This is a genomic window from Acidimicrobiia bacterium (assembly GCA_036396535.1).
In the GTDB taxonomy this organism is placed as follows: domain Bacteria; phylum Actinomycetota; class Acidimicrobiia; order Spongiisociales; family UBA5794; genus DASWKR01.
This window is the reverse complement of sequence record DASWKR010000017.1, coordinates 67,095-91,192: the sequence shown is the minus strand read 5'-3', so window position 1 is coordinate 91,192 and position 24,098 is coordinate 67,095. Positions and strand designations below refer to the sequence as shown.

27 protein-coding genes are annotated in these 24,098 nt (G+C 68.0%); 12 read left to right on the top strand and 15 right to left on the bottom strand.

Annotated features, from left to right (window positions below; all coding sequences use genetic code 11):
* Nucleotides 1–30 precede the first annotated feature (30 nt).
* From VGC47_02860 to VGC47_02840, 5 genes are all read right to left on the bottom strand, one after another.
* On the bottom strand, nucleotides 31–870 hold the full coding sequence (locus VGC47_02860) for a rhomboid family intramembrane serine protease (GenBank protein ID HEX9854233.1): 840 nt from the start codon (nucleotides 868–870) through the stop codon (nucleotides 31–33).
* A 70-nt stretch (nucleotides 871–940) separates the two neighbouring features.
* Entirely contained in the window at nucleotides 941–1,285 is a 345-nt protein-coding gene (locus VGC47_02855) for a hypothetical protein (protein ID HEX9854232.1), read from the bottom strand.
* Nucleotides 1,282–2,127: an extradiol ring-cleavage dioxygenase gene (locus VGC47_02850; GenBank protein HEX9854231.1), complete on the bottom strand. Its 846-nt coding sequence runs from the start codon at nucleotides 2,125–2,127 to the stop codon at nucleotides 1,282–1,284. The genes VGC47_02855 and VGC47_02850 overlap by 4 nt, the downstream gene beginning before the upstream one ends.
* Nucleotides 2,128–2,158: 31 nt before the next feature.
* On the bottom strand, nucleotides 2,159–2,563 hold the full coding sequence (locus VGC47_02845) for a RidA family protein (GenBank protein ID HEX9854230.1): 405 nt from the start codon (nucleotides 2,561–2,563) through the stop codon (nucleotides 2,159–2,161).
* A gap of 1 nt (nucleotide 2,564) precedes the next feature.
* Nucleotides 2,565–3,635 carry an alpha/beta hydrolase gene (locus VGC47_02840; protein HEX9854229.1) on the bottom strand — a complete coding sequence of 357 codons (1,071 nt, stop codon included), beginning with the start codon at nucleotides 3,633–3,635 and terminating at the stop codon, nucleotides 2,565–2,567.
* Nucleotides 3,636–3,803: 168 nt separating this feature from the next.
* Here VGC47_02840 and VGC47_02835 point away from each other — a divergent pair, with 168 nt between their 5' ends.
* From VGC47_02835 to VGC47_02810, 6 genes are all read left to right on the top strand, one after another.
* Complete coding sequence (locus VGC47_02835) at nucleotides 3,804–4,379, top strand: OsmC family protein (GenBank protein ID HEX9854228.1); 576 nt, start codon at nucleotides 3,804–3,806, stop codon at nucleotides 4,377–4,379.
* A gap of 14 nt (nucleotides 4,380–4,393) precedes the next feature.
* Nucleotides 4,394–5,533, top strand: a complete 1,140-nt coding sequence (locus VGC47_02830; protein HEX9854227.1) for a CaiB/BaiF CoA-transferase family protein — start codon at nucleotides 4,394–4,396, stop codon at nucleotides 5,531–5,533.
* Complete coding sequence (locus VGC47_02825) at nucleotides 5,530–6,384, top strand: amidohydrolase family protein (protein HEX9854226.1); 855 nt, start codon at nucleotides 5,530–5,532, stop codon at nucleotides 6,382–6,384. Before VGC47_02830 ends, VGC47_02825 begins: the two co-directional genes overlap by 4 nt.
* A gap of 108 nt (nucleotides 6,385–6,492) precedes the next feature.
* Complete coding sequence (locus VGC47_02820) at nucleotides 6,493–7,377, top strand: ABC transporter ATP-binding protein (protein ID HEX9854225.1); 885 nt, start codon at nucleotides 6,493–6,495, stop codon at nucleotides 7,375–7,377.
* Nucleotides 7,374–8,282, top strand: a complete 909-nt coding sequence (locus VGC47_02815; GenBank protein HEX9854224.1) for an ABC transporter permease — start codon at nucleotides 7,374–7,376, stop codon at nucleotides 8,280–8,282. Before VGC47_02820 ends, VGC47_02815 begins: the two co-directional genes overlap by 4 nt.
* Before the next feature lie 22 nt (nucleotides 8,283–8,304).
* A complete protein-coding gene (locus tag VGC47_02810; GenBank protein ID HEX9854223.1) occupies nucleotides 8,305–9,459 on the top strand; it encodes an ABC transporter substrate-binding protein in 1,155 nt (384 codons plus the stop codon).
* Nucleotides 9,460–9,571: 112 nt separating this feature from the next.
* Here the strand turns inward: VGC47_02810 and VGC47_02805 are convergent, their stop codons facing one another.
* The 5 genes from VGC47_02805 to VGC47_02785 form a co-directional block, all read right to left on the bottom strand.
* Nucleotides 9,572–11,134, bottom strand: coding sequence for an NAD(P)/FAD-dependent oxidoreductase (locus VGC47_02805; GenBank protein HEX9854222.1), 1,563 nt, complete (start codon nucleotides 11,132–11,134; stop codon nucleotides 9,572–9,574).
* Nucleotides 11,131–12,006, bottom strand: coding sequence for an EamA family transporter (locus VGC47_02800; protein ID HEX9854221.1), 876 nt, complete (start codon nucleotides 12,004–12,006; stop codon nucleotides 11,131–11,133). Before VGC47_02800 ends, VGC47_02805 begins: the two co-directional genes overlap by 4 nt.
* A gap of 83 nt (nucleotides 12,007–12,089) precedes the next feature.
* Entirely contained in the window at nucleotides 12,090–12,875 is a 786-nt protein-coding gene (locus tag VGC47_02795; protein ID HEX9854220.1) for a thioesterase family protein, read from the bottom strand.
* A 42-nt stretch (nucleotides 12,876–12,917) separates the two neighbouring features.
* The gene (locus VGC47_02790; protein ID HEX9854219.1) at nucleotides 12,918–13,892 is read right to left on the bottom strand and encodes an alpha-ketoacid dehydrogenase subunit beta; all 975 of its coding nucleotides are present in this window, start codon (nucleotides 13,890–13,892) and stop codon (nucleotides 12,918–12,920) included.
* A complete protein-coding gene (locus VGC47_02785; GenBank protein ID HEX9854218.1) occupies nucleotides 13,880–14,947 on the bottom strand; it encodes a thiamine pyrophosphate-dependent dehydrogenase E1 component subunit alpha in 1,068 nt (355 codons plus the stop codon). The genes VGC47_02790 and VGC47_02785 overlap by 13 nt, the downstream gene beginning before the upstream one ends.
* A 101-nt stretch (nucleotides 14,948–15,048) precedes the next feature.
* Between VGC47_02785 and VGC47_02780 the strand changes: the two genes are divergently transcribed.
* From VGC47_02780 to VGC47_02770, 3 genes are read left to right on the top strand one after another with little or no spacing between them, the layout of a single operon-like run.
* Nucleotides 15,049–15,975 carry an NAD(P)-dependent oxidoreductase gene (locus VGC47_02780; GenBank protein HEX9854217.1) on the top strand — a complete coding sequence of 309 codons (927 nt, stop codon included), beginning with the start codon at nucleotides 15,049–15,051 and terminating at the stop codon, nucleotides 15,973–15,975.
* 43 nt (nucleotides 15,976–16,018) lie between these two features.
* A complete protein-coding gene (locus VGC47_02775; GenBank protein ID HEX9854216.1) occupies nucleotides 16,019–17,470 on the top strand; it encodes an NAD-dependent succinate-semialdehyde dehydrogenase in 1,452 nt (483 codons plus the stop codon).
* Between the two features lie 7 nt (nucleotides 17,471–17,477).
* Nucleotides 17,478–18,272, top strand: coding sequence for a calcium-binding protein (locus tag VGC47_02770; GenBank protein HEX9854215.1), 795 nt, complete (start codon nucleotides 17,478–17,480; stop codon nucleotides 18,270–18,272).
* 61 nt (nucleotides 18,273–18,333) lie between these two features.
* Here VGC47_02770 and VGC47_02765 read toward each other — a convergent pair whose 3' ends face one another.
* The 5 genes from VGC47_02765 to VGC47_02745 are packed head-to-tail and all read right to left on the bottom strand — an operon-like array spanning nucleotide 18,334 to nucleotide 21,161.
* Nucleotides 18,334–18,900, bottom strand: coding sequence for a carboxymuconolactone decarboxylase (locus tag VGC47_02765; protein HEX9854214.1), 567 nt, complete (start codon nucleotides 18,898–18,900; stop codon nucleotides 18,334–18,336).
* 52 nt (nucleotides 18,901–18,952) lie between these two features.
* Nucleotides 18,953–20,152 carry an MFS transporter gene (locus VGC47_02760; GenBank protein ID HEX9854213.1) on the bottom strand — a complete coding sequence of 400 codons (1,200 nt, stop codon included), beginning with the start codon at nucleotides 20,150–20,152 and terminating at the stop codon, nucleotides 18,953–18,955.
* A 21-nt stretch (nucleotides 20,153–20,173) separates the two neighbouring features.
* On the bottom strand, nucleotides 20,174–20,503 hold the full coding sequence (locus tag VGC47_02755; GenBank protein ID HEX9854212.1) for a hypothetical protein: 330 nt from the start codon (nucleotides 20,501–20,503) through the stop codon (nucleotides 20,174–20,176).
* A gap of 3 nt (nucleotides 20,504–20,506) precedes the next feature.
* Complete coding sequence (locus tag VGC47_02750; protein ID HEX9854211.1) at nucleotides 20,507–20,749, bottom strand: hypothetical protein; 243 nt, start codon at nucleotides 20,747–20,749, stop codon at nucleotides 20,507–20,509.
* A gap of 4 nt (nucleotides 20,750–20,753) precedes the next feature.
* The gene (locus VGC47_02745; GenBank protein ID HEX9854210.1) at nucleotides 20,754–21,161 is read right to left on the bottom strand and encodes a cupin domain-containing protein; all 408 of its coding nucleotides are present in this window, start codon (nucleotides 21,159–21,161) and stop codon (nucleotides 20,754–20,756) included.
* Nucleotides 21,162–21,297: 136 nt separating this feature from the next.
* Here VGC47_02745 and VGC47_02740 point away from each other — a divergent pair, with 136 nt between their 5' ends.
* Genes VGC47_02740 through VGC47_02730 form a run of 3 tightly spaced genes read left to right on the top strand, consistent with a single transcriptional unit; the run spans nucleotide 21,298 to nucleotide 24,063 of the window.
* On the top strand, nucleotides 21,298–21,888 hold the full coding sequence (locus VGC47_02740) for a hypothetical protein (protein HEX9854209.1): 591 nt from the start codon (nucleotides 21,298–21,300) through the stop codon (nucleotides 21,886–21,888).
* Between the two features lies 1 nt (nucleotide 21,889).
* A complete protein-coding gene (locus VGC47_02735; GenBank protein ID HEX9854208.1) occupies nucleotides 21,890–23,059 on the top strand; it encodes a hypothetical protein in 1,170 nt (389 codons plus the stop codon).
* A complete protein-coding gene (locus tag VGC47_02730; protein ID HEX9854207.1) occupies nucleotides 23,056–24,063 on the top strand; it encodes an amidohydrolase family protein in 1,008 nt (335 codons plus the stop codon). Before VGC47_02735 ends, VGC47_02730 begins: the two co-directional genes overlap by 4 nt.
* The last annotated feature ends 35 nt before the right edge of the window (nucleotides 24,064–24,098 follow it).

Sequence of the window (24,098 nt, the reverse complement as noted above, 5' to 3'; positions counted from 1 at the left end):
TAACCGGGGGTCTCGCCACCCCCATCGACCTCAGACGAGGAGCACCAGCAGCATGCCGGCTGCCAGCACGACGGCTGCGATGAGCGCCCGGTTGCGTCGGGCGTCCGGCCTGCCTGCCGCGAACCTGGACCAAGCAGCCGCCACGAGCATCCCGGTGGCCAGGCCGCCGAGGTGGGCGCGCCAGTCGATGCCTTCGATGATCAGCGGCAGTGCCGCGTTGATCGCCAGCAGGACGAGGAACTGATTGAGGAGCGCCCGTCCGCCGGCCGTGTTCCTCAGGCGGAAGGCGACGAAGAGCCAGGCGCCGAAGATGCCGAACAAGGCGCCCGAGGCGCCCACCGACAGAGCCCGCGGATCGCCGAATCGGAACGACACGTAGCTGCCCCCCACGGCGCAGGCGAGATACAAGAGGGCGAACCCGAGCGAGCCGGTCTCACGCTCGAGCCTCGGGCCGAGCAGGTAGACCCCATACATGTTGAAGAGGAGATGGGTGATCCCTCCGTGGAGGAAGGCCGCGGTCACCACTCGCCACCACTCGCCCTGCTCGACCGCAAGCCCGATCAGACCCCAATCGACCCTGAAGCGGTTCAGCTCCGGAGGGCTCATCGAGGCGTTGAGGAGGAACACGACGACACTGATGCCGATGACCGTGAAGGTGACGGGCGTGGTCTGGAAGCTCGGGCCGCCGAACGCCTGCCTGGCGGTGACGACCCTGTGCCTGCCCTCGGGTTTCGAGCACTCCGGGCACTTCTGGCCGACGGCCGAGTCCCGCGAGCAATCCGCACAGATCGGGCGGCCGCAGTTCGAGCACGCCAGCCTGGTCGCCCTGTCCGGGTGCCGGTAGCAGACGCTCGTTCCGGTGTCCTCCATCACGGTGGCTCAACCTACCGGGTCAGGTGCCATACGACCACGTCCCCACCGAGCCGTCTCGCCTCGCTCTCTATGTTCCGAAGTCCGGATAGCCGTGCTGCGCCACGCCGTCCCTGAAGAGCCGGTTGGCATCCGGCCATTTCGTGTCGCCCGCCCAGACGAAGACCGCCTCGGCGAAGTGCCACAGGAGGTACGGATGCGCCCCGAGTCGGTACAGCTCGATCGGGTCCTTGGAGACGAAGGCAGCCCGTTCCTCATCGGTGAGCACGCCGCCGTCGGGAGGTGGCGTCCGGGCCTCAGCCGCTCGTCGCTCCCACTCGGCGACGTATGCAGCGGGGTCGGCGGCGTAGGCCTGGACGGCGCCGTCCGACTCCTCGATGTGTCGCATCAGCTTGTCGATCTCGTAACGGCTCACGTCGCCGGCTCCCACAGGAAGAACGGCGCGTTGGCGTATCGAGACGGCGTGCCTTCGGCGAACGTGGCCGGGCCCCCTCCGGCTCCCAGGGCGACGAGGAAGTTCAGGAACTGGTGGGTGACGTTGCCCGCCCTGGAGATCCGGTCGAACGAGCACCCTGCGATCGCCCCTTCCACGTCGCCTTCGGCCATCCAGGCGACTGCCGCGTCGTCGAACTCCTGGTCGGGCGAGCCACCGCCGAGGAACTGTCGTGGGCCTCCGATCTCGGTGGCGAGATGGCCGGAGGCGATGACGGCAACCCTCGCCCGCTCTGGGAAGGCTGCGATCGCAGCGGCGAGGAACCGGCCGAGCTCGACGAACCTGGCGGCCCGGGGTATCGGTGGGATGTTCGTGTTGGTGTGGATCGGGACGATCGGGATCTGCAGGTCCGGCGACAGGTAGACCATCGGGATCGTGAAGGCGTGGTCGAGCACCCATTCGTTCGACATCGCGAAGTCGAGACTGCCGGCCAGTTCCTGGTCGCCGAGCAGCCACCCGGCGAGGTCGGTCGCCCCCGTCATCTCCCAATGCTCGAGGCCGAAGGTGCGCATCTCGTTCTCGTACGTGCAGGAGAAGCGATCCGCCTTGCCTATGCAGAAGGCGGGTGAGTTGTCGTGGAAGAAGCGCCTCAGGTGGTCCGAGCTGACGACGACCACGGCCTGCGGCTCCCACGCGGTGAGCCTGTCGCGGAGCCGCGCGAAGTTCTCGGCGGTCCTGGCGAGATCTTCAGGCATGTCGTCCCGCATGGTTCGCCACAGCAGAGGGTTGTGAGGCACCCCCACCACACCGACCAGCTCAGCCAAGGTGCGCTCACCGTAGCCGAAGCGCACCTGGTCACGGGGTCGCGACGAGGGCCTCCACCTCGACGAGCATGTCCTCTCCCGACAGCCCGGCCACGACCAGCAAGGTGTGGGTCGGAGGCGGGTCGACGCCGAACCAGCGCGCATACGTCGCTTCCCTCGCCGACCGGAACCCGGCGAGCGCCTCCCGGCCGACGACGTACGTCCGCAGGTGGAGCAGGTCGGCCGGTGTCGCCCCGACGGCGGCCAGCAGGCGCTCGATGTTGCTGAAGGCAGCCAGCGCCTGGGCCTCGGCGCCTTCCTCGAGGTCGCCTTCGGGTGTGATGCCCACCTGGCCCGCCAGTTGCACGATCGTGGCGCCCTGCGGCGCCCTGGCGACCATCGAGTAGGAGCTCGCAGGTGCCGCCACGGTCTCCGGGTTCCACCGCTGTACTGCCACATCAACCTCCTGAGGCTTCGAGCTGTCCCGCCATCCAGTCGGCGGTCTTGGGCCGGTATCGGTACGCCTTGTTGTTGACGACGTGGTTGCCGTCGCGCACGACGTCGAGCACGACGGGACCGCCGACACCGGCGGCGATCTCCGCCGCCGCCTCCGGGGGTATGAGCCTGTCCCTGTCACCCGCGATGACGTAGAGGGGGCACCGCACCTTGCCGAGCACTCCCGTCAGGTCGAGCCTGGCGGCCACCTCCCTGGCCTCTTCCTCGCTGGCACTGTGGGATCTGACCTGGAAGGCCAGTCGTGAGATCGGCGGGATGACGTCCCACTCCGTGACGAAGCGGACCGGACCGGACAGCGAGACGGCCGCCTTGATCCGCTCCTCGAAGGCGGCGGCGCGCACGACGTAGTAGCCGCCGAGGCTCACGCCCCATGCCCCGAGGCGAGACGTGTCGACATCGCCGCGCGACTCGAGGTGGTCGATCACGGCTGCGATCGGGCGCTCGTACTCCGGCTCGATCGCCAGGTCGAACTCGGCCTCCCCCTGGCCGGGTCCATCGAATGCGAACGTGGCCACCCCTCTTTCGAGGAACCAGCGGCCGTAGAACTCCAGCTCCTCCTTCGTCGAGTCGAGGCCGGGCATCATCACCATGATCGGGGGGCGGTCTTCCCCGGCCGGCTTGCGGAGGTTGCCGACGAGGACGTGCCCGTCGTAAGCGACCTCACACCGCTCTATCGGAGGCTCGAGGAGAGGGTGTGCCTTGCGGTGGGCGGCGATGGCCCGATCGTGGGTCGCCCTGAGCTGGGCGGGGTCGTGAACGAAGAGGAACTTGCCGAAGTGGTAACACGCCGCCGCGGTGACGAAGTGGTATCCGGCGCTCTTGCGGTGGCCTGCCGTGAGGGCGGCGTCGCCGAGCTCCTCGTGGGCGGCTCCGCGATCCGACCATGCGGCGCACCAGTCGTCCCAAGAGTCGATCGACGCGGTGACCTCCTCGAAGTCCCCGATCGGGATCCCGTCCTCGACATATCTCGGAGCCCAGTGGGCGATGGCGGCCTCGAGTCGCGGATCTGGCATCGGGTGCTCCCTCGATCGGTGATGGGCAGCACGATCGCAAACGGTTGCGGTGCCTGTCAACGAGTCGGTGGTTCGCTCTGGCGTCCCACCATCGCACAGATGCGATGGTGGGACGCAAGAACGGATCCGGTGCGAGCGGCTCGGCGCCGTGGGATAGCATCCTGCTCGATGCCGACCGATGCCGACAAGCTGCGCGCCAACGTCGTCGAGACCGAGCGGCGCCTCAGGGCCGATGCTGCCGCGGGGCACGTGCGTCCGCGGGTCTCGACGAGCCTCGTCTCAGACGTGCACGCCGTCTCTCGCTTCGTCCAGTACGACAAGGACTTCGTGTTCGAGTGCGACGAGTCCGAGGACCGGGGCGGCCGAGCCGAGCACCCGAGCCCCCTGCGCTACTTTCTCAGCGGGCTCGCCTTCTGCCAGCAGGTGTGGTACTCGAAGGGGGCGGCACTCGCCGGGTGCGAGTTGGCGGCGCTCGACATCGACGTGGTCACCTACATGGACATGCGCGGCGAGCACCTCATCGACGGCATCCCCGCCAACCCGCAATGGATCGTCATCGAGGCGGCGGTGACGAGCCCGTCTCCTGCATCCGTGGTGCTCGCCATGGTCGACGAGGCCAACGCCCGCTGCCCGGTGTACAACCTCGTGGCCAAGGCGGTGCCGATCCACGAGCGGATCATGCACAACGGCACCGTGATCCGTGACACCGTTCCCGACGACGCAGCTCGAGAGGGCTCCGGGTGACGGAGGGTCCGCTGGTGGGCGTCAGGGTTCTCGAGCTCTCGCGCTACATCGCGGCGCCTGTTGCGGGCAAGGCTCTCGGCGAGATGGGCGCGGATGTCATCAAGATCGAGGACCCCGGCAAGGGCGACCCGATGCGTTACTGGCAGGCCGGCGATCGGCCGTATAGCCCTCAGTTCGCCGCCTACAACAGGACGAAGCGCGGCATCACCCTCGATCTCAAGATGGACGCCGATCGTCTCCTCTTCATGCGCCTCGTCGACACGGCGGACGTCGTGCTCGAGAATTTTCGGCCGGGGGTGATGGACCGGCTCGGGGTTGGATGGGACACGCTGGCGGCGCGCAATCCCCGGCTCGTGTATTGCGCGATCACCGGATTCGGATCGTCCGGTCCCTACGTCGATCGTCCGGCGTACGACACCGTGATCTCGGCGATGGGCGGCATGTACAGCCAGATCCTCGACCCCGTCCATCCTCAGCCGGTCGGCCCAGCCTTCTCGGACCTGCTCGCCGGGGCGTTCGCCGTCCAGGGGATCCTCGCCGCCCTGTTCGCCAGGGAGAGAACCGGGCGCGGCCAGTACGTCGACGCCGCCATGCTGGCCGCCGTGCTCGGCTTCCTCGTGGAGCCGGGCACCAACATGCTCGACATGGCTGAGGTCACGGTCCCGAACACGAGGCAGCGCAGAGCACAGGCGTACGGTGTCGTCTCGAGGGACGGGTTGCCGTTCGTGATCCACATGTCCGTACCGGAGAAGTTCTGGGTGGCGGTCACGGAGGCGGTCGGGCGGCCAGAACTGCGAGACGACCCGCGGTTCTCCGACCGCGACGCCAGGCACGACAACTACCTCGAGCTCGACACCGAGCTCAAGGCGGCCTTCGCCGAGAAGGACAGGGCGGAGTGGTTCGCAATACTCGAGGCAGCCGACGTTCCCCACGGGCCGATATACGGGTTCGAGTCCGTGTTCGACGACCCACAGGTGCAGCAACTCGGAATCGTCGTCGAGACGGACATGGGGGAGGGCGCCAGGCCCATGCGCCAGGTCGGGCCGCCGGTCCGGCTGGGAGACACGCCGCTCACCGTGAGCCGCAGGGCACCGTTGCTCGGCGAGCACGACGTCGAGATCCGGGACGAGCTCGCAGGGACTGGCGGACCATGAGGGACGGCGTCGTCGCCATCGACATCCACACCCATCCGCAAACGGAGGAGTTCCTGGCGGCCATGGGAGCGCGCCGCAAGCAGATGGGCGAGCACTTCGGGAGCGAGCGGGCTCCGGTCTCCTTCGACGAGCAGGCCGATCACTACCGGGGGCACCGGATGATGGCCGTGCTCACGAACTCGGACGATGAGACGATCTCCGGGGTGCCTCCGGCCCCGAACGACCTGATCGGGGCGGCCGCCGCGGCTCATCCGGATGTCTTCATCCCGTTCGCGGGGATCGATCCGTGGAAGGGCGACGCCGCCATCGACGAGATCGGGCGCTGCCATGCGAACTTCGGCATCAAAGGGATCGGTGAGCTCAACCCGGCGCGCCAGAAGTTCTACCCGAACGACGAGCGCCTCTACCCGGTCTGGGAGGCGTGTCAGGAGCTCGGCCTCGTGGTCATGTTCCACATGGGCTTCCCGGGTGCCGGAGCGGGTAGGCCGGGCGGGATGGGGTACAAGCTCGACCACGTCAGGCCGATCCACCTCGACTCGATGGCCGCCGACTTCCCGGAGCTGAACGTCATCTCCGCCCATCCCGGCTGGCCCTTCCACCACGAGAACCTGGCTGCGTGCTGGCACAAGGCGAACTACTGGATCGACCTCTCGGGCTTCGCTCCTCGATACTTCCCCCAGGAGGTCGTTCACTACGCCAACTCGCTCATCCAGGATCGGGTGCTGTTCGGCACCGACTGGCCCGTCATCCCCGTCGAGCGCTGGCTGACGGAGTTCGCAGAGCTGGACATCAAACCCGGTGTCCGCGAAAAGATCATGCTGGAGAACGCCAGGCGTCTCCTCGCGTTGTGACGCGGCGCGCCATACTTGTGGGTGCGGCGGTCGGACACCCGGCATGCGTTGGAATCGGGTAAGCCGTCCGCCTAGGCTCGATTCGCAATCGATTGCGGGTGAAGAACGATGACGGCAGGTCAGAACGGTGCACGTCCTCTCATCGTCGCCGAGAACCTCGTCTGCGGATACGAGTTGGAGCGTGAGCGGAAGCTCCTGACTGCGCTCACGAACATCAACCTGACCGTCAACGAGGGCGAGTTCCTCGTCCTGGTCGGTCCGTCCGGCTGTGGCAAGACGACCTTCATAAACGTGATCGCCGGCCTCCTCAAGCCATGGCAGGGGACCATCTCGTTCAACGGCAAGGCGATCGAGGGTCCCGGCAAGGACAGGGCCATGGTGTTCCAGGACTACGCGGTCATGCCGTGGCGCACGGTGGAGCACAACGTGAGGCTGCCGTTCGAGTTCCGGGAGTTCGGGGTGACGAGGGACCAGCAGCGCGAGCGCGTCCAGAGGGTCATCGACGCCGTCGGTCTCACGGGCTTCGAGTCGTCGTACCCGCATGAGCTCTCGGGAGGCATGCGCCAGCGCGTCGGCATCGCCAGGGCGCTCGTCACGAGCCCGAAGGTCCTGCTCGCCGACGAGCCGTTCGGCGCCCTCGACGCCATGACCCGGGAAGTGCTCCAGGGCCAACTCGAGGCCCTCGTGATGGAGTCCAAGCAGACCGTCGTCTTCATCACCCACTCGATCGACGAAGCCATCTCACTCGGCGATCGCATCGTCGTGATCTCACAGCGGCCCGGCACGGTGCGCGAGATCGTCGACGTCGACATCGAGCGGCCGCGACTCGCAGAAGGTGAGATCACGTCGCATCCCAGGTACGGCGAGCTCCGGGAGCACCTCTGGAGCCTCGTCAAGGACGAGGCGATGGAGGGACAACGGGTCGACAACTCCGGCCAGGGCGGCGGTTTCGCCGGAGCGCTTCACATGGACACAGGGGGTGGCACGCCGTGACGCAGGAGAAGACGAGGAAGGTCGACGCGACGGCGATCGTGTCTCAGCCGAGGATGCGAGACGCCGACCAGACTCCGGAGCGGCTCTGGCGGCGCCACCGCTTCGCCATCATCACCGCCATCAACCTGAGCGTCTTCTTCATCCTGTGGGAGATCATCGCCCAGACCGAGCTGATCGGCCCGCGGATCATCTTCCCGTCGTTCGTCGACATGTTCCGGGCCTTGAGGATCGGCTGGTTCGGGGGCTCGACCATCGAAGGCACCAACACGCAGCTGCTGCGGGACTTCGTGATCGTCCAGAACTTCCTCGTGACGTTGAAGGTGTACGGCATCAGCATGCTCATCGCCATCGGGGTCGGGATCCCGATCGGGCTCGTCATGGGTGGGAGCAAGTGGCTCGATGCCATCCTCAGCCCTTACGTGTGGACCCTGTCGTCGCTGCCGAGGATCGCCATCTACCCGATCCTCGTGATGTTCCTGGGCATCAGCGGCTCGATCAAGTACGTGCTCGTCATCCTCACCGCCATCTTCCCCGTCATCATCAACACGTGGGCAGGAGTGAAGACGACCGACCAGTCGCTCATCAACGCCGCCCGGGTATTCGGGGCGTCGCGCCCGCAGATCTACCGCAAGGTGGTGCTCCCGTACACATTGCCGTTCGTCGTCTCGGGCGTCCAACTCAGCCTGAGCCGCGGACTCATCGGGGTCGTGCTCGCCGAATTCCTCACCGGAGCGAGCACGCTCGGCGGGCTCGGCTGGCTGATCTTCAGGTCGGCGAGCGCCTTCAACTCGCCGCTCACGTACGCCGCGCTGTTCAGCTTGGCCGTGTTCGCTCTCGTCCTCGTCCAGGGGACCAGGACGATGGAGGCCAAGATCGCTCCCTGGAGGCAGGTCACCGAGACCTGAGGCAAGACAGAAGGAAGGGCTGATGACTGCAAGAGAGAGAGGTGTCGGCGTGCCCAACGGGCTATCGAGGCGAAGGTTCATCACGGTTGCCGGCTCCGGCGTCGCCGGCGGACTGCTCATGGTGGCCTGCGGCGGGGACGGAGACGGAGCTACGACGACGGCCGGCGGCACGGGTACGACGGGAGCGGCGGGCGCAGTTCCGAGCACGTCGATCTCGTCGATCACGGTCGGCTACAACAACCCGAACCGGGTATTGCGGGCGCCGCTGTACGTCGGGCAGACGAAGGGCTTCTTCGCCGACGTCGGCATCGAGAGCGTCGAGATCAACGACGCCGACGACCCGATCCCACCCACCTTGGCAGGCTCGTACCACGTGGCCCTGTACGACTCGGACGTGCTCTACGACTTCGAGGACAAAGCCGTCCAGGGCGGCGACCCGCAGGGGCTGAAGATGATCAGCATCAACTTGGGCTCGCAGCCGCTCGTCTTCGTCGCCAACGAAGGGATCACCGTCGACAACCTCGCAGGCAAGATCGTCGGAGGCGGCCGCGAGGGGATGGTGAACGAGGCGCTCGCCAAGTTCATGCTGCAGGAGATGGGCTACAACTGGGAGACGGACGTCGACTTCCGCAACCTGACGGGCGGATCGGATGACTGGGTCACGACCATGCTCTCAGGGGCAGTCGACGCCACGATCGGCTTCCCGCGGCACATTCCGCTCGCCGAGGAGGTCGGTGGATCGGCGCTCTACCAGGACTTCCTCAACTCGCCACAGGGCGGCTTCGGGATGCTCCAGAGCAAGATCGACGAGGACCCGAACTTCCCGGTGGCGTGGAACTATGCATACCTGCAGGCACAGAGGTACGTGAAGACCCTCGCCAACAAGGAGGAGGTCAGGAGCATCCTGAACGACGAGTTCCAGATCGACTTCCCCGACAACGCGTGGGAGGTGTTCGACCTGGACGCCACCATCCTCAGCCAGGACCTCGGGTTCGACCCGGCCGAGATGGACGAGTGGCTGGGGTTCGTCGCACCGTTCGGCAACGTCAGGGAGGACATCCCGTGGCGTGACTACACGGACGTGTCGTACCTGCACCAGGCGCAGGAGGCGCTCGACCTCGACCCGAACCCGGCTGCCGACCTGTCGAGCGGGCAGGAGCTGATCGACAACTTCTAGCCGAAACCACTTCGCTCCTGTCGGGAGCGGTGCGATTCGAACCGGAGCCCGTACGGGCTCCGGTTCGCGTTCGGCGTGCCGCCTCGAGGCGGCACGCCGCCGCGATGGAGCGTCAACCGATCGCGGCCTCGAGCGTCGAGCCGAGGTCCTCCAGCAGGATCATCGCCGCGTTGCGGCCCGGGCCCGCCGACACCGACCCGCCGGGGTGGGTCGTCGAGCCCGTCTGGTAGAGCCCGGGGATCGGCGTGCGATGATCCGCCCACCCGGCGGCAGGGCGCAGCGTTCCGGACTGGTCGGCGCTCATGTCGCCGCCGTGGCACGAGCCATGCCAGTTGTGCGGGTTCATCCTCTCCAGGTCGAGCGGGCTCTTGAGGCATGTCGCCAGGAACTTCTCCTCGGTGAGGTTGGGGGCATATCGCCTCAGGTGGTCGAGGTTGGCGGCGGCGACCCGCGGCATGAGGTCGTCCCAGGCCTCCGGTCCGCCGGCCAGCTCGTACGGCTGCACACCGACCACCTTGAGCGTGTGCTTGCCGGCTGGTGCTCGCGACTCGTCGACCACCGTCGGGCACAGCACGAGCAGGACAGGATCCTCGAGAACGACCTCTCCTCGCTCGAACTGCCCGGCGATTCGCAGCACGTTCTCCGCCGTTGTCGGGGTACCGGAGGCGAGCGGCGTCAGCCCGTCCGCGAACGTGGGCGGCTCCTCGGTGGCGTAGTGAGCGGCACACATCGAGATGCCGGCCCGCCACGTCGCGACGCCGTAGCTGTACTGCTCGCCCCACAACTCGGCCGGAGCCATGTCGACGAGGTGCTTGACGTGGATGGTCGACATGACCGCCTTGGCTCCGCGGAACGTCTCACCGCTCTCGGTCTCGACGCCGACACAGCGGCCGCCCTCGATGATCAGGGATGAGATCTTGCGGTCGGTGAGGATCGTTCCACCGTGTTCTTCGATGATGCGGCCGAGGGCGGCCGGGAGCTGACCGGACCCGCCTCTTGGCACGATCCACGAGTGGCGCTGTCTGCCGAAGGCGAGCGAGTAGGCCAGCTGGCCGGTCCCCGCCCGCTGCGGCGGCTGCATCGTCATGAGCGACATCCACATCATGAAGGCGCGGGTGTGCGGGTGCTCGAAGTGGCGGTTGACGATGTCGGCGGCCGACCACTGGCGGATCCGCTGCCAGCGGTGCCCGCCGTCGATCAGCGCCAGGTGCTCGTCGAGGGACGGTCCTCGGCCGATCGGCGTGTTCCGCCACTTTCCGAAGGCGGGGGCGACGGATGCGTAGTCGTCGATCATGGCTCGATAGGCGGCGGCGTCCGAGCTCGAGAAGGCGGCGAACTCGGAGATGGTCCGCTCGATGTCGCGCCACATCGTGATGGACGTACCGTCCGGGAAGGGGATGTGCACGACCGGGTCCGGCCGGATGTACTCGAGCCCGTAGTCGGCCAGCCGCAGCTCGTCGTTGGCGATGAGCGGGCTTCCTTGGAGCAGCGTATGCGCCGTCGAGCACGAGTCGTGCAGGTAGCCGGGCAGAGTCAGCTCGGCGGTGGCGGCGTCGCCGCCGATGTGGGTCTGCGCTTCCAGGACGACGACCGAGAATCCGGCCTTGGCGAGGTAGGCCGCGGTGACGAGGCTGTTGTGCCCCGCTCCTGCGATGACGACGTCGTGCTCGCTCATGCCGCCCACAGTACGAGCAGAGACCCGCCGAGCACGGCCGCCATGCCGGTGAGGAGCGTTGCGGTCGGCCGCTCCAGGTCGGCGCCGACGACCAGAGGCGCAACCACGACGACCACCGGCGTGGCGAGCTGCATCAGCGTGATTGCCACCGTGACCTCGATGAGGTGCCACGCCTGCCATTGGGCGGTGATCGCCGTCGCCGCCAGCAGGGAGCTGATGAGGATCCAGCGATATGCGGCGGGCGGGACGCGCAGCCGGGTGCCCCCGACGTGCAGCAGGAGGACCACCGCGTACACGACGGCCGCCGAGGCGAGGGCCAGCGTCACCCCGATGAGCGGCGTGTCGAGGCCGCGCAGGCCCCAGCGAACGAACAGCGGCGCCGTACCCCAGCACGCCGCCGATCCGAGCCCGTACCACGGCACCGCGGAAAGCCCGGAGCCGGTCACGCCGTCTCGCCTGGCGATGAGGACGACACCGACCACGACCAGGATCACCCCGACGGCGGCGATCGCAGTGAGCGGCTCGTCGAGGAAGATGGCCGCCGCGACGCTCCCGATGAGCGGCGTCGCTGCGATGGCGACTCCCGTGCGAGCTGCCCCATCACGCCGCTGGCTGAGGCTGAGCAGCGTCCATCCCCCGAAGAACTGCACCAGCCCTGCCAGGGCGAACGCTCCGAATGCCCAACCCGGCGTCGATGCGAGTATCGAGACATCCTCGGTCAGCGATGCGACCGTGCCCACGGTGAGCGAGGCGATGACGAGCAGCACGAATGTCGCCCCGAAGGCGTCGATCAACGCATTCGCCCTCCGGTGGAAAGCCTGGAACAGGCCGAAGCCGATGCCGGCTCCGGCTGCCCACAGGACGCCACTCATGGTGGCGCTCCGAACATCGAACGGCCGGGTGAAGACACTGCAATCGATTGTAGGTTCCCCGGCGGCGGCGCCGCTTCCACCGGTTAGGGCGCCGGCATGAGGAGGAGGCTCTGCGTGGCGCGCCCGACCGGACCGATCGTGTCGAACAGCTCGGCATCGGCGAGGCCCGTCCCGTCCGTGTGCCAGTGAGAGCGCACCCGTGACCCGACCCACTCGCTCGCCGGCTGCCGATGCACCGCCAGCGTGAGGTCCGGGTTCATGAAGAGGATCTTGTCGAGGTAGTTGTTGTAGCTGATCCCGTTGCCTGAGTCCGCCAGCGGGCAGAGGCGCTGTATGGGTGAAGGCTCCTCGTCCGCGAGGATCGGGATGGTACGCATCCACACCGTCGTCGGCCCTCCCGAGCCCTGCGACTGCGACGGGTCGTAACGGACCTCGATGGACGAGCTGAACGCCTGCAACCCGTGGCGCGTGTCCGTTATCGGGAAGGGCCCCGGCACGGCCGACGAGAAATCGGGGAGGTCGAACGGTGCCGTGGCGACGTCGAGATGCTCGAGCGCCCGCAGGTGCGTGGCCGACGCCTCGACGAGAACCCTGTCATCGTCCGTCAACCTGGCGGCGGTGAACGTCGCCGACCGGCCCGTCCGCCGCACCTCCGCCTCGATCGCGAAGCCGCTCATCGGGATCGGGCGCCTCAGCTCGACCGTCAGCCTCGCCAGCGCCTGGTGGGACACGAGACGTTCCAGCGCCCTGACGATGAGGGCGGTCGGCGGCCCGGCGTGGCACGACTCGGCGTCCCACGGCCCACGGGCGAAGTCGCTCGGCACGAACCACACGCCGTCCCGGGTCGTGAAGTATGCGTCAGCCGCCACAGGAGCTCGGGCGGCCGCCCGGATCCCCGGCGGCCCCGGCGCTCAGGTCCATGTCTTCCTGATGGTCTCGACGATCCGGTCGACCGAGGGGATCGTGGCGTCTTCGAGCACGTCGGCCGCCGGGAGCGGGACGTGGGGAGTCGTGATCCGTACGATCGGGGCGTCGAGGGCCCAGAACGCCTCATCGGCCGCCAAGGATGCGATCTCAGCGCCCCAGCCGCAGAGCCGCGGGTTCTCCTCGACGGTCACGAGCCTCCCGGTCTTCTCGACCGAGCCCAGGATCGTCTTGGTATCGAGCGGCACGAGGCTGCGAACGTCGACCACTTCCGCGGAGATGCCTTCGAGCGCCAGGAGCTCCGCCGCCTCGAGGGCCCGCGGGACCATGAGCGCCAGTGCCGCGATCGTGAGGTCGCTGCCCGCCCGCAGCACCTTGGCGACCCCGAGGTTTTCGACGATCTCACCGTCCGGGATCTCGCCCTTCGTGGCGAGCAGCGACTTGTGCTCGAAGAAGACGACCGGGTCGGGATCCCTCACAGACGAGGCGAGCAACCCGACGACATCGTGCACCGTCGACGGAGCGACGACCTTGAGCCCCGGGATCATCATGCACCAGTTCTCGACGCTCTGGGAGTGCTGGGCCCCGAATCGTGATCCTCCTCCGTTGTGGGTGCGGATCACCATCGGCAGCGTCACCTGGCCGTCTGTCATGTAGCGCGTCTTGGCGATCTCGTTGGCGACGATGTCCCAGCAAACCGCCAGGAAGTCGCTGAACATGATCTCGGCGATCACGGGGATGCCTGTCATGGCGGCCCCCATGGCGGCGCCGAGGATGGCCTGCTCGGAGATGGGCGTGTCTCGTATCCTGCTCGGGCCGAACTCGTCGAGCAGCCCGACGGTCGTCTTGAACACGCCCCCGGCCGCTGCCACGTCCTCGCCGAGCATCACGAGGGATGGGTCGCGACGCATCTCTTGGGCGATGCCGTACGCCACGGCCTCGCGGTAGCTCAGTTCCGCCACGCCGAACCCCCGTCGGCCCACACCTCGGTGTGGATGATGTCCTCGGACGGCAGCGGGCCGGCCTTGGCGGCCTCGGTGGCGGTGGCGACACGTTCGGCGACGTCGGCGGTGATCGATGCGAGCACGTCCTCACCGACCCCGATCGAAAGCAGGCGCTGGTGGTACACGACGACCGGGTCGCGTTGCTTCCACGCCTCGACCTCGTCTGCCGGCCGGTACTTGCCCGGGTCTGCCCTGCTGTGGCCTCCTGTGCGGTACGTCACGGCCTCGACGAGCGATGGGCCCCCTCCTCGGCGCGCTCTGTCGAGCACCGCGACGGCGGTGGTGTACACCTCGTCGACGTCGTTGCCGTCGATGAGGATCGGGTCCAGCCCGTAGGCCGCGGCTCTGTCGGCGGCCGGGTGCTCGACGGCGGTGATCAGGTCGATCGGCGTGTACTCCATGTAGAGGTTGTTCTCGCACACGAACACGACGGGGAGATCCCAGATCGCCGCCAGGTTGAGGGCTTCGTGGAACGCCCCGATGTTCGTCGTACCGTCACCGAAGAAGCACACGGCCACCTGCCCGCTGTTACGCATCTGGGCGGACCAGGCCGCCCCGTTGGCGATGGTGAGGTGGGCGCCGATGATGGCGTAGGAGCCCATCATGCCCTTGCCGACGTCCGTGAGGTGCATCGAGCCCCCCTTGCCGCCGAGCAAGCCGTTCGCCCTCCCGAGGAGCTCCGCGAGCACTGCTTCGAACGAGACGCCCCTCGACAGCGTGTGGGCGTGCCCCCGGTACGTGGCGAACGTGTAGTCGTCGGCACGCATCGCCGCACCGAAGCCTGCGGAGACCGCCTCCATCCCGAGCGAGAGGTGGCTCGTGCCCTTGACGAGGTTCTCCATGAACAGGTCGTATGCCTTCTTCTCGACCTGTCGCAGCTCCTGGAGCCGGGTGTAGAGCTCGAGCCTCGTGTCCCTGTCGATGTCGAAGGCGAGGCCGTCTGCCAGCTCGCCCGGCCGTCTCGTCTCCCTGGTGGAGTAGTCGTACAGCGTGCGCTCGGTCTCTGGGCTCATCGCAGGGTGGCCTCCGTCACGGGTGGCGAGTGTACCGCGGGTCGAGGCTCCGATCGCCCGTGACTACAATCGATTGCAGGAGTATCAGGGAGGGCCTCTCTATGGATCATGCCGCACACGACCTCGGTTGGATCGGGACCGGGCGCATGGGCTCGGCCCTCTGCGAGAGGCTCCTCGAAGCGGGCCATGACCTCTGGGTCTACAACAGGACGGCGGCCAAGGCCGAGCCACTCGCCGAGCTGGGCGCCACCGTGGTCGGGTCGCCCGCCGACCTCGCCGGGCGGGACATCGTCTTCACGATGGTCGGCGGTCCTCAGGACGTCCTCGACGTGACCCTCGGCCCGGGAGGCGTGCTCTCGGGCGACGATCATCCCGGCATCCTGGTGGACGCGACGACGATCGACCCGGTGACGGCGGCCGAGTTGCGCGAGTCGGGCGTCAAGCTGGGTACGAGCGTCCTCGCCGCTCCTGTGAGCGGGAACCCCAAGGTGGTGCGGGCCGGCAAGCTGACGACCGTCGTCTCCGGCCCGGCGGCCGCCTACGAGGAGGCACTGCCCTATCTCGAGGCTTTCGGCCGCAAGGTCACGTACGTAGGTGAGGCGGACGAGGCCCGCCTCGTCAAGCTGTGCCACAACCTCATGCTCGGCGTCGTCAGCCAGTCGCTCGCCGAGATCACCATGCTCGCCGAGGCCGCCGGCGTCTCGCGGTACGACTTCTTGGACTTCCTCAACGACAGCGTCATGGGCTCGACGTTCACCCGATACAAGTCACCGGCTCTCGTCAACCTCGACTGGACACCGACGTTCACGTGGCACCTCCTTCGCAAGGACTTCGAGCTCGGTCTGGCGACCGGCAGGGAGCTCGACGTGCCGCTCCCGACGGCGGCCCTGGTTCACGAGATGATCATCGAGGGGATCGGGCGCGGATACGGCGACCAGGACTTCGGGGCGCTTCTCGAGATGGAGGCCTCGGCCGCAGGGCGTACTCTTGAGTCCGAAGATCGAGAGGTCTCGGACGGCCTGTCCTGATGCTCGGACGGCCGCACCGAGCGACGAGGAGAGGATGCCGCACGTGCTGCGTGAACTGATCGACTCGGGCCACACAGGCCTCCACATCGGCGGCAAGTGGATGCCGTCGTCTGACGGGGCGGAGATCGACGTCCTCGACCCCTCCACCGGCGAGTCCATCGCCGCGGTGGCGTCGGCGTCGACGGACGACGCCATTGCCGCTGTCGACGCAGCCAACGAGGCGTTGCCGGCATGGTCGGCGGTGTCGCCTCGCCGGCGCAGCGAGACCCTGCGGACCGCCTTCGAGATGATGACCGCCCGGGCGGACGAGCTCGCAGAGCTCATCGTGCTCGAGATGGGCAAAGCGCTGCCGGAGGCTCGTTCCGAGGTGATCTACTCGGCCGAGTTCTTCCGCTGGTACTCGGGCGAGGCCATTCGCAACGTCGGCGAGATCCAACTGGCGCCCGGTGGGGACAAGCGCATCATCTCGATCCACCAGCCGGTCGGCGTGTCGCTCCTGATCACTCCGTGGAACTTCCCTGCGGCGATGGCTACCAGAAAGATCGGTCCGGCATTGGCGGCCGGCTGCACCGTGATCCTCAAGCCGGCATCCGACACGCCGCTCACGGCGCTGGCGATCGCCGAGCTGCTCTCCGAGGCAGGTGTGCCGCCCGGTGTCGTGAACGTGATCCCGTCGCGTCGCTCGGGAGAGGTCGCCGCGGCGATGCTCGCCGACCGGCGGGTACGGAAGCTCTCGTTCACCGGATCGACGGCCGTTGGTCGCAAGCTGCTCGCCATGGCGTCGGATCGCATCGTCAACGCCTCGATGGAGCTCGGCGGTAACGCCCCGTTCGTCATCTTCGACGACGCGGACATCGGCGCCGCCGTCGAAGGCGCCATGATCGCCAAGATGCGCAACGGGGGCCAGAGCTGTATCGCGGCCAACCGCTTCTTCGTGCATTCGGCCGTCGCCGCCGACTTCTCGGAGAGGTTCGCCGCCGCCATGGCGGCCGTGAAGACCGGTCCCGGGTTGGAGCCCGGAGTCGAGCTGGGACCGGTGATCAATGCCGCCGCCCAGAAGGACCTGGGGGAGCTCGTCGGCGCCTCGGTCGGGGCCGGGGCGACCGTCGCCACCGGTGGAGGGGCTCCAGACCGTCCCGGCTTCTTCTTCGAGCCCACCGTCCTCACCAACGTGACGTCGCGCGACCCGATACTGGCCGAGGAGGTGTTCGGCCCGGTCGCCCCGATCGTCACGTTCGAGTCGGACGACGAGGCCATCGCGCTGGCGAACGACACCGACCTCGGACTGGCAGGTTACGTCTACTCAGGGGACCTGGCGCGAGCGATGCGGGCCGCCGAGGCCATCGAGACCGGGATGGTGGGCATCAACCGCGGGCTGATCTCCGATCCGACCGCCCCGTTCGGCGGCGTGAAGCAGAGCGGCCTCGGCCGTGAAGGAGGCCACGAGGGGATGATGGAGTTCCTCGAGACGAAGTACATCGCCGCCGACTGGTGACGTCGTCATGAAGCGCATGCGTCTCATCATCGCGACGGTCCCGGCGGCGCTGCTGGCAGTGCCTGCGGGCGCCATGGGCGCCCCTCCCGAGTGCATGGGCCAGGTGGCGACGATCGCAGGCACCGGCACAGGCGATGCCCTCATCGGCACCGCCGGTGCCGATGTGATCTGGGGGGGCCCCGGCGACGACGTCATCGACGGCAGAGGCGGCGACGACCTCATCTGCGGAGGCGGCGGGAACGACGAGATCCGCGGTGGCGGGGGAGACAACCAGCTCGACGGCGGCAAGGGCGACGACTCGCTGATCGGTGGCGGCGGCATCGACGCCATCAACGGCAGGGCGGGCCGCGATGTCATCGTGCCGAGGGAGAACCTCAACTGGTCTGTGGGGGGCAAGGGTGCGGATCGGTTCGTCATCCTGGTGGGCGACCACGAGGTGTTCGGCAGGGGTGGAAGGGACACGGTCGACGCGTCAGGATCGCCCGGGCCCGTCGACGTCGATCTCAGGGACAACGGCTCCGGCGGGAGCCTGGCGTCCGGATCGGTGGGTGCGCTGCTGTTCTCCGTCGAGAACGTCATCGGGTCGCGATTCGACGACACCATCGGCGGCGAGCCGGGGGCGAACGTGCTCGCCGGCCGGGGCGGCGACGATCGCTTGCTCGGGCGCGGCGGCGACGATGCGCTGAGAGGCAATGCGGGCGACGACACGCTCCTCGGCGGTTCCGGCGAGGACGACCTCGACGGGGGGACGGGGACGGATACCTGCGTCAGCGGTGCGACCGTCGTCGACTGCGAGCTGTGAGCGCGGCCGGGGGGCGTGGACCGGCTAACGATTGACCGCAGTGGGACGACGCGCCGACGAGTCAGGCCTCGTGGGTTGCCATCAAGCCAGCGTCCGTGTCGGCGAGCAGCTCTCTGTGACCGAGGTCGAGCGTCTTCAACCATCGCTGCTGGCCGAGCGTGAGGGCCACGAAGAAGCCGAGCTCGGTCAGTTCCGGAGCAGTGAAGTGGCGGTGGAGTCTCTCCCAGACCTCGTCTGTGGCGAGGTCGGCATCCCAGGCGATGGCGTCCGTGTAGGCGAGCGCCGCCTTTTCCCTCTCCGTGTAACGATCGGACCTGGCGTATTCGAGCAGCTCGTCGTACTTGTCCTCGTCGACGGCGGCTTCGACCGAGCGTTGCGCGGCGCAATAGCCGCATTGCACGGTCTTCGTCACGTAGACGCGGCACAGCTCCTTGAGCTCGTGCTCGACGACACCGTTGACGAACGTGTCCATCCAAGCCTGCGTGAAGGACTTGAGGACGGCAGGGACGTGGGCTCTGATCGCCTGGCTCTCCGGCCGCGGCGTCCCGAACTCACGGGCACGCTCGAGAGCCGCGATGATCTCGGGGTCCGTGATCGAGCTGAGGTCCGGGTATGGGATCCGAGGCATGTGGCGCTCCTCCTCTCGGGACGGCATCGTAGGCAGCAATCGATTGTGCCGCTCACGTCGGCCGCGACGGTCCCCGCTGGAGGGTCTCCGGGACCACCCGCATAGAGAAGCCGAGGATGACGGCCACGAAGACGATGAGCGGGACCATGGCGACTGCCCTGCCGGCAGAGTCGTAGAGGGCACCTGCGACGAGCGGGGCGATGAGGAGCGCGACGTCGCCCGTCACCCGGAAGAGCCCGAGCCTGCGGCCGAGCTTGCTGCCCTCGCTGAGGTCGGCGAGGACGGTCGCACCGACGTTGACCGCCGATGAGCCGAGCGACGTGAGCAGGATCGTGATCATCCATCCCACGAGCGAGCCGTTCAGCGCGAAGACGATCAGCCCCACCAGCTGGATCGCCAGCCCCGGGATGAGGGCCCAGCGTCTCGAGTGGGTGTCGGAGATCTTTCCGCTCACGAGCACCCCGACGAGGCGGGCGAGCCCTCCGCCACCGATCGCCAGGCCGATCACGCCCGGAGTCAGGTCGAGCTCGCCGTCGCCGACGATCGGAATGAGGGTCTGCAGCAGAGATGCACCGATGGCGAACTGGGCGGCCGGGAGCAGGTAGAGGGAGGCGAGCACGAGGCGTCTCGGCTCGCCGGCGTCGCCGAGCGGGTCCTGCGCCGCGGTTGCGGGGTGGCGCGGCGGCGAATGCCTGAAGAACACCAGGAAGACGAGGGCGACGGCCACTGCCACGAACGCACCGGACAAGAACCCCGCTCGCCAGTCGTACACGGAGGCGACGGCTCCACCCAGGGTCGGTCCGAAGGCCTGGCCGACCATCAGGGATGCCGCGAACCCCGACATGGACACTCCTCGGCGGTGGCGCGGAGCGGCCGCGAACGTCGCCAGACCGGTCGTGTTCGTCCAGGCCGAGCCGATCCCGAGCACGAACGCACCGGCAAAGGCGGCGGCCGGTCCCGGCGCCAGGCCGGACACGACGCTGCCGGCACCGACGAGGGCGGCACCCGTCGCCATCATCAGCCCGGACGGAACACGGTCGGTGAGCCGGCCTGCCGGGATGTCGGCGAGGATCCTCCCGAAGGCGAAACACGAGACGATCGCTCCGAGAGCCGTGTCGCTCAATGCCAGGGCCCGCCCCATGTCCGGCAGGAGGGGAGCGCGTACGAAGCCCGCCGCCGTCACGGCCAGGATCCCGATGCCGACGACGGCGAGCCTCGCCTGCCGCGGCTGCAACCTCGCTGCAGCCGTCACGCCACCGCCGTCATCTGCCGCTCAGCTCTCGGGATCGTGTGCCGCCAGGCCGACGCTCGTGTCGCCGAGCACCTCGCGATGATCGATGTGGAGCGTCTTGATCCACTTCTGCTGGCCGAGCGTGAGCGCGATGAAGAACCCGAGCTCGACGAGCTCCGGCGCGGTGAAGTGCTCGCCGAGCCGTTCCCAGGCTGCATCGTCCGCCCACGACGCATCCCACACGATGGCCTGGGCATACGTGAGCGCCGCCTTCTGGCGCGCCGTGAATCGATCCGAGGACGCGAAGTCGAGCAGCTCGTCGTAGTCCGCTTCCGTGAGGCCTTGCCGTCCAGCCTGGACGGAGCGTTGCACCCCTCAGTAGTGGCATGCGATCGATTGGGACACGAAGACCCGACACAGCTCCTTGATCGAGTGGTCGACGACGCCCTCGATGAAGGTCTCACGCCACGCCCTCGTGAAGGCGTGGAGGACGGCCGGGACGTTCGCCCTGATTGCCTGGCTCTCCGGCCGGGGCGTGCCGTTCCAACGGGCGTGCTCGAGAATGTCGCGGTCGTGCGGATCGAGTCCGTCGACGTCGGCGTACGGGATCCGAGGCATCGTCTCAGACCGCCGCTGCCGACGGTGAGGGCGCCCAGGTGCAGCGGTCGTCCGTCACCCAGACCGTCTCCGAGGGGGCGGGCACCCACAGCTCGATGAACGAGAACACCTCGTTCGTCGGGTTCTCGAACCAATGGACCTCGTCCTCCTCCACGAGGGCGACGTCGCCGGCGTCGAGCTCGACCGGGTCCCCTGCCGCATGGAGTCGACCTCGTCCTTCGAGCACGAAGAAGAAGTGCTTGGCGTCGCGGTGGTAGTGGGCGGCGGCCGTGTCGCCGGGGTGGTACGTGATCCTGTCGGCTCGCAGGTCCGTCAGCCCGAACGTCTCCTCGGTGACCAGATCGACTCTGTCGCGCCCGTCTCTCGTCGACGTCAGAGCAGGCAGCGCAGCCGCTTTCATCACCTTCGCCATCGCAACCTCCCTCCTGCGTGACCTCCGGCACGCTACTACCCTCGACCGCAATCGGTTGCGGTGGACGTTCTGGCGTCCCCCCATCGCAAGAATGCGACGGAGGGACGCCAGAACGGATCGGGGAGGTGAGGTCGAGATGGCGAGGATCGGGTTCAACCTGCCGGACGACATCGAGGACGAGGAGTGCCGGGGCTGGCTGCAAGAGGCGATGGCTGCCGGCAGGCCCGGGCCGGAGTTCCAATCGATCAGAGCCCATCAACCCGGCGTGATGCGATCGTTCACGAAGACCAGGGAGTGGATCTACCACGATGGCGTCGTCGAGTTCAGCCTGAAGGAACTGCTGCGGGCATACATCGCCCTCTCCGGTGAGTGCACCTACTGCTCGAATCAGGGGGTCGCCAGGGAGATCAGGGGACGCCGGGAGCAGCTCGATGCCCTCCTCCACTACCAGACGTCCGACGACTACACCCCGCGGCAGAAGCTGGCGATGCGCTACGCCGACGCCATCATGTGGGACCCGACCACCGCCGACGACGTCATGTGGGACGAACTGCTGGCGGAGTTCACCGAGCCCGAGCTCGTCGAGCTCGGCTACTGGATCGGTTTCACGTTCGGCGGTCAGCGGTGGCTGCGCACCCTCGGCACGAGCCAAGGGCAGCTGCAGGCCGCAGTCGACGCCGCCGGGAGCGGAGCCGAGGTCGCCATGCCCTCGCTGGTGAGCGACTGACGTGGGACATCCGGGGTCGGCGGCCGGGTTCTCGCTCGTCGGTCACAGCGACCTCGACGGACACGGCGACGGGATGCAGCTCATGCGCCAGGGCGACGCCCTCTACGTCGGCCATTTCGGGCCGAGCAGGATGGGCACGTCGATCCTCGACGTCTCCGAGCCTTCCAGCCCGACCGTCGTACGCCAGTGGCCGGCTCCGGCGGGCGGCCACACCCACAAGGTGCAGGTCGCTGACGGGCTGCTCCTCACGAACCACGAGCGGTTCCGGAGCGAGTCATGGGAGTCGGCAGGGCTGGCGGTGTACGACCTCGAAGACCCGTTCGACCCGAAACAGATCGGCTTCTGGCACTCGACGGGCGCAGGTGTGCACCGAATCGTGTACGAGGGAGGCAGGTACGCCTACCTCTCCGCCACGCCGGATGGGTACGGCGGCCGGATCTGGTGCATCCTCGACCTCGCCGATCCGGAGCGGCCGCAGGAAGCGGGCCGCTGGTGGTGGCCGGGGATGCGGACCGGCGAGGGCGAGGTTCCCGATTGGCCCGACGGCGAGGATCGGTCCGTGCACCACGGCCTGGTCGACGCAGACAGGGCTTACCTCGGCCTGTGGGACTCGGGAATGGTGATCCTCGACATCGCCGAGTTGGTGAGACCGGTGGTGGTGTCGCGGCTCACTTGGGACGAGGGCGGCCATACCCACACGGCTCTTCCGCTGCCGTCACGGGACCTCGTCGTCGTGACCGACGAGGCGATCACGGATGGGTGCACCGGGCCGCGCCACATGGTGAGGATCGTCGACGTGTCGGATGAGACGGATCCGCAGGTGCTCTCGATCTGCCCCGTCCCCGAGGGCGACTTCTGCGAGAGGGGGCTTCGCTTCGGCGCCCATTCCCTCCACGAGAACCGTCCGGGCAGCTACCGCAGCGAGGAGCTGATGTTCGTCACGTACTTCAACGCCGGCCTGCGTGTGTACGACACCGCCGACCCGGCCGCGCCCGTCGAGATCGCCCATTGGATCCCGGAGTGTCCCGAGGGACAGCAGGCGGCTCAGATCAACGACGTGTGGGTGGCGGCCGACAAGCTCGTCTACGCCACGGACCGGGTCAACGGGGGTGCGTACATCCTCGAGCCGGACGTCCTCCTGGCGGCACGGATGGACGGGGCGGCTGGGTGACGTACGACGTTCACGCCCACGGGGTGCCGGAGGCCGTGGTGACCCTCATCGAGTCGGAGGGGCCTGAGCTCGGCGTCGTGTTCGACGGGGACCGGCGCATCGTGATCGCCGACCGGGTCAGGACGATCCCGCTCCGTCGCGATCTGGTGGACATGAGCGCCCGCATCGAGGCGATGGATCGAGCCGGCATCGACGTGCAGATCATCTCGAGCTGGGTGAACCTGACGGCGCACGCCCTCGACGTGGAACGCGGAGTCACGTGGGCTGGGCGGGTCAACGACGCCCTCGCCGCAGAGGCGGCCCGGCACGCCGACCGGCTCCTTGCCTTCGGCATCGCTCCTCTCCAGGCCCCCGAAGCTGCCGCAAACGAGTTGCGCCGCTGTGTCGGCGATCTCGGCATGGTGGGTGTGGAGATCGCGACGACGATCGACGGCCGAGAGCTCATCGCCTTCGATCTCGAACCGTTCTGGAAGACCGCCGCCGAGCTGCGCTGCATCGTGATGATCCACCCCATGGATCCACTCCCCGGCGTCGAGCTCGGCTCCTACGGTCTCGACAACAGCGTCGGACGACCAACCGAGACGACGATCACGACCGCCAAGCTCGTCCTCTCAGGTGTGCTCGATCGGCACCCGGACGTGCGGATCTGCCTCGTCCACGGGGGCGGCTTCCTTCCGTACCAGATCGGGCGCATCCAGCACGCATGGGAGACGAGGCCCGATCTCGTCGGGAAGGACACGGCCGTCCCGCCGAAGGAGGCGCTCGGGCGGCTCTACTTCGACACTGTGCTGCACGATCCAGCCCCCTTGCGTTACCTCATCGACCTCGTCGGGGCGGATCACGTCGTCGTCGGCACCGATTACCCGTTCGAAGCAGGTGACCTGAACCCGCTCGCCACGCTCGATGGCGTCGCCGGGCTGACGAGCGACCAGCGAGCGCTCATCACGAGCGGCAATGTCGCCAGACTGCTTGGCGAGATGGCACCCGCCTTTCCCGGGAGGTGACGCGGAGGCGCCGCCGTCTCCCGGCGGCTTGCATC